This is a genomic window from Gilliamella intestini (assembly GCF_900094935.1).
GTDB lineage: Bacteria > Pseudomonadota > Gammaproteobacteria > Enterobacterales > Orbaceae > Gilliamella > Gilliamella intestini.
The window spans coordinates 8,425-12,577 of sequence record NZ_FMBA01000056.1; the positions used below are offsets into that span (position 1 = coordinate 8,425).

General features: G+C 34.7%; 6 protein-coding genes. All 6 read left to right on the forward strand.

Annotated features, from left to right (window positions below; translation table 11 throughout):
- Nucleotides 1-630: RHS repeat-associated core domain-containing protein (locus GA0061080_RS13015; RefSeq protein WP_141683143.1), on the forward strand; the 630-nt coding region annotated here is incomplete at its 5' end.
- Nucleotides 631-652: 22 nt separating this feature from the next.
- On the forward strand, nucleotides 653-979 hold the full coding sequence (locus GA0061080_RS10635; RefSeq protein WP_091125337.1) for a hypothetical protein: 327 nt from the start codon (nucleotides 653-655) through the stop codon (nucleotides 977-979).
- A complete protein-coding gene (locus GA0061080_RS12795; protein WP_280642412.1) occupies nucleotides 979-1,803 on the forward strand; it encodes an RHS repeat domain-containing protein in 825 nt (274 codons plus the stop codon). Before GA0061080_RS10635 ends, GA0061080_RS12795 begins: the two co-directional genes overlap by 1 nt.
- 2 nt (nucleotides 1,804-1,805) lie before the next feature.
- On the forward strand, nucleotides 1,806-2,411 hold the full coding sequence (locus tag GA0061080_RS10645) for a hypothetical protein (protein WP_091125346.1): 606 nt from the start codon (nucleotides 1,806-1,808) through the stop codon (nucleotides 2,409-2,411).
- A 169-nt stretch (nucleotides 2,412-2,580) separates the two neighbouring features.
- Nucleotides 2,581-3,141 (forward strand): hypothetical protein, encoded by a 561-nt coding sequence (locus GA0061080_RS12800; RefSeq protein WP_209435817.1) that lies wholly within the window; start codon nucleotides 2,581-2,583, stop codon nucleotides 3,139-3,141.
- Between the two features lie 10 nt (nucleotides 3,142-3,151).
- On the forward strand, nucleotides 3,152-3,634 hold the full coding sequence (locus GA0061080_RS10660; RefSeq protein WP_091125354.1) for an immunity protein RhsI2 family protein: 483 nt from the start codon (nucleotides 3,152-3,154) through the stop codon (nucleotides 3,632-3,634).
- The last annotated feature ends 519 nt before the right edge of the window (nucleotides 3,635-4,153 follow it).

Below are 4,153 nucleotides of genomic sequence, written 5' to 3' on the forward strand. Positions count from 1 at the left end.
TTCCAAGGGCAATATTATGATGAGGAGACGGGATTACATTATAATCTAAACCGCTATTACGACCCATTTACAGGCAGGTATATCACCCAAGATCCAATTAAGTTAATGGGTGGTACGAACTTATACCAATATTGCCCTAATCCTGTTAACTGTGTTGATCCGCTAGGATTATCTCCTCTAACTACCACCGGTGCTGAATCTGTTGTTGATTTTTACGTAGGACCAGCAGGTCCAAATGCGACATTACCAGCAACAGGCTATCGTTATATGCGGTATTTGAAAGATGATGGTATGTTAAATGAGAAAGCACTAACAATATTAGATGAAATGGAAGATTATGTAAGTTATTTTGGATTCGAAAAGTTTAATTTAGGGTCTAAAGCTAGAAATGCATTTCAGATTTCTCCTGAATGGTCTGATGCGCGACTTTTAGGAGAATTTGATACATTACAACTTTTTGAAAATGGAATACCTAAGGTTAGGATTCCTAATTGGGCTGGCGATACTATAACGGGGAAACTTGAACCTTTTGCTGAGGCATATCCGCAATATGGTTTAGGAGGGGCACAACAATTACACGCTGATTATATGATAGTTAAATTCAGAAAAGTGACTATTTTAAAAGAATAATTTTGTAAGAAGGTATAGGAATATGAGAGTTTCATTTTATATTTTGGTTGATATTGATCTGCATCCAGATTTAGCTAATGCCTATGATGGAGTTGAGAAAATAGGAATTACAGCGGATAATAGTAGAAAAGGAAAACCAATAATTTACATACAAGGGAAAGGTAAAGCTGGTGATGGCTGCCCTCTCTCTTTTGAAGCAGTATACAAATATTCTTTTTTTAAACATTTTGAAAGATTGAATCTCATTTGGGTTTTAGATTTTCTGCGTGAGAACCCCAATTTTACCGAAGAACAATTAAAACAAGAAATAGTATCACATGGATTAAAATTAATTACTGAAGAATATTAATTTACTGGTACCAAAACGACCACCTCGGCACCCCCATTGCCCTTACTAGCAACATGGGTGACACCCTCTATGAATGCCAGTATAATGCCTATGGGCAGATAATAAACGAAACCTACCATCAAGACGATTTCCAAGCCCTGCCGGATAACCCGCTAAGGTTCCAAGGGCAATATTATGATGAGGAGACGGGATTACACTACAACCTAAACCGCTATTACGACCCATTTACAGGCAGATATATTACTCAAGATCCTCTTGGTATACTGGGTGGCTTAAATAGTTACCAATATGCCGGTAGTGATCCGATAAATTGGGTTGATCCGTTAGGGTTGATTAAGGTTGAAAATAATGGGTTTGAAGGGATTGCTGGAACAGGGATTGATATTGTTAAAACTGAAAAATTAGCAATACAAGCACAACAAGAATTAATAAACGAAATTAATAAATTTGGTTCAAAAAATCAAGCAGCAAAAAATGCAACAATGGTAGGAGCATATGATCCTGTAACAGGCCAAATAGCAATTGGTAGCAGTAACGCTAATATAACTGCAGGAGCATTACACCCAAGGACAGTAGAGTATATTGAAACACAATTAGGTGTCAAGATAGGCGAATTTACAAGCTTTTGTAAAAATAAAGCCGGTGCATGTGCCGAAGTCTCGGGAGCTGATAAATTAATTCGAATGGGTTCTAATCCAGAAAATATAAAATTTACAGACGCTTTAAGACCTCGGGATGTTTGGGGAAAAAATCATATACCTCCTGCAGCTGTAATTCTACCATGCCAAAACTGCCGAATTACTTGGCCAAAAGGGAAAAAATAGAAATGAGCATATTAAATATAAATTGGAAACCAGAGTTTGGAACGATTTTTACATGGTTTGCAATGGACAAAAATGGGAAAATAGCTGTAATGGTTAATAATTGTTTTGGTGATTTGCCAAAATGTTTATTATCTATTGAAAATGCTGAGTTATTACTTGATCAATTAAATGAATATATGTGGGAGGAATCTTCAGTTTATTTAACTTATCCCCAAAATAAAAGAGGTGATTTTAAATTAGATTTATATTCTTATTGGCGTCATAAAAATAATCTTGGTAAGGAAGCAATTATAGCTGAATTAATAAATGATTTCATTCATTCAGGTCATTACAGTGATGCTAATTTAGCAATAAATAAAGGTTTTTTTGAATACCAAGCAATTGAAGGAAGTTTTGAAGGAGAAGATTATCCTGTCGGCTATAATGATAAAACTAAAATGGGGGATTATTTCAGATATTTAATGCCAACAATATATGCTTCAATAGAAGATTTCCCTGAAGAATTACGTCATGGAATAGCAGTATCAGACATAATTGATTTTACCAATGATAGATTGCTTGATAATGACAAAATTAATGACTATTTCCCGAGGATGTATAAAAAATAAATGACAAACCTTGCATTCGTAGGGTTTTGTTTTTACGTATTAATTAGTGCTAGAAAGTGGAAAAATCAAGTTGGAAGCGGAATATCAAATATTGTCTCAAAATTAATGCCTGAAATGAAGACTAAAATTCTAGAAGGTCAAAGTATTACAGATACGAATAAGATTGTTGGTGAACATTCATAAATGTATAAATAATTCTAATCCTAAATACACCGGTAGTGATCCGATAAATTGGGTTGATCCGTTAGGGTTGGTTAAGGTTGGAAATAGTGGGTTTGAGGGGGTTGCAGAAAAAGAAAGAATAGGTATTCCAACCACTACAGCTAAGGATCCAATAAGTCCTGTTCAGCAGTATGATGCATATGGTAATGAAATTGTTTATAGAACTATGTCCCAAGAACAATATCAACAATTTAGAAAAACAGGAAAAATGCCTCCAACAACAGAAACTTCCATCTCTCCAGTTTTAGGATATTCATCAAAATATAATGGAGTAACCGTAAAAATCGTGGTTAAACAAGGCACATTTTCTAAACTACAAGAAATAGGTATTGCAGCAAATTCTGCGGCAGCAAAAGTGTTTCCTACTATGTCGATTAAAACTGGAAAATGGATGAAAACAAATACACGTTTTAAAGTTGAAGGCGGACAAATGACAACCCAACTTGGACAAGGTAGAGGCATAGAAATTTTTAATGAAAATATTGTTCATTTTGAAAAAGTAAAATAAAGGTAAAAATATGTTATTAAAGTTAGAAAATTCAAAAGTACCAATGAAAATGGTATACTTACTATCAGAAAAATTAAAAAAAAATCCAGAAAAGGCCGCTTTGACACAAGCATTAACACTAGACAAAACAAAACCAAAAATGGGACTAAAAGGCACCAATGGTCTTTTCGGTACAAAAGAGTGGTGGAATAGTATTGAACAAGGAAGAATCCCTTTATTATTTATTTCGGGAATAATTAAAAAAGCTTATGTAGCAGGACAAGATCCCTCAAATTTTAATAATACAGTTGATTTATTACTTGAAGATGGAACTATTCAATCTGTTGGTATTTATACAAACAAAAAAGAAGATTCCAAGCTATTTAAAATCGGCTATAGAGCAAGTATCGTTTATGCATTAGATGAAATGAAATTACAACCTGATTTTGATGGCAAAATAAATCGCTCTAAAACAGCTTTAGAAATGGCAGTTTCATTAGAGCCTGTAGAATAAGTTCCAATTTTAATTAGAAAGAGATTTTATTTCACATATCAAATCAGCAAAGCAAGCCTAATAATTGACTTGCTTTGTTTTAATCATTATTGTATCGACTAGCAGTAAAACTGAATACATCTAGCCATCTACTGTTACACTTTTATTGTTAATTTTGTGATAAATGCTAACAAATTAACTATGAACACTTTGGTAACCTCATTGCCGAAAAACGCGGAAAAGACCACAGTCTAGTCACCCACTATGAGTACGACTGCCGGCATCGGTTAATCAAAGTGATTAAGCCGACGGGCCTCATTATCACCTACACCTATGATGCCTTTAATCGGCGTACTAGCAAAACCGTGGATGATAAAACTACCGAATTCCTGTATTCGTCTCATCCTTGAGACTCACCCTTACAGGGCCAACGCTAGAGCGTTGTTCAAATTTGTTCCAGACAAATTTGTGGCAAGGTAGCCGGCTTATTGCTGAAACGGATAATGATAAACACTGGCAAACCTACCTTTACGAGCCGGA

Bases quoted from the DNA above. Each gene is read 5' to 3' on its own strand.
- GA0061080_RS10635 (WP_091125337.1), top strand. From the start codon at position 653: ATGAGAGTTTCATTTTATATTTTGGTTGATATTGATCTGCATCCAGAT.
- GA0061080_RS10645 (WP_091125346.1), top strand. From the start codon at position 1,806: ATGAGCATATTAAATATAAATTGGAAACCAGAGTTTGGAACGATTTTT.
- GA0061080_RS10660 (WP_091125354.1), top strand. From the start codon at position 3,152: ATGTTATTAAAGTTAGAAAATTCAAAAGTACCAATGAAAATGGTATAC.